1 protein-coding gene is annotated in these 545 nt (G+C 73.2%); it reads left to right on the top strand.

Annotated elements, in window-relative coordinates; all coding sequences use genetic code 11:
• Positions 1-545: hypothetical protein (locus tag G6O54_RS37050; protein ID WP_165236188.1), on the top strand; the 545-nt coding region annotated here is incomplete at both ends.

The raw sequence follows: 545 nt of genomic DNA, 5'->3' as shown, positions 1-545 counted from the left end.
TCGATCCGCGCCTACCTCGTCGCCGGCAAGGAGCTGCTGGTGGGCGACTTCTACCGGTTCATCCGGCTCCACGGCCGCAAGGTCACGGACCTCTCCTGGGACCTCGACCTGAACGCCGTGATGGCCGCCGCCGAGGTCGCCTTCGCCGGCGCCAGCCGGGAGATCTACGCCCATTACCTCCGCGGCCTCCGGGCCGAGGAGTTCGGCGTCTACGAGCAGGGCCGGCAGTGGCGGACCTTCGCCGCGCCCCCGGCCACGAAGGAGGAGGCGATGGCGCGGCTCCTGGCCGCCGCCGAGGCCCAGATGGACCGCCTCGCCGCGATGCTCGGCGACGACGAGGTCGATGACGACGACGCGGCCTTCGCCGCCGAGCGCGAGCTGGACCGCCACCGCCGCACGGTCGCCGCGCGGAGCCGCGAGCTGATGCAGACCCTGGAGATGCTCCGCAAGCTCCAGAAGGCTCGCGGCGCCTCCGGCATGGCCTGGCGCCATCCGGCCGAGCTCGAGCTCTTGCCCGAGCCCGAACGGGCGGACCTTCCATGCGG

The sequence above is a fragment of the Aquisphaera insulae genome (genome assembly GCF_011064615.1).
GTDB lineage: Bacteria > Planctomycetota > Planctomycetia > Isosphaerales > Isosphaeraceae > Aquisphaera > Aquisphaera insulae.
The sequence above is the reverse complement of the archived record's forward strand: the minus strand, read 5'-3'. Positions and strand labels throughout refer to the sequence as shown.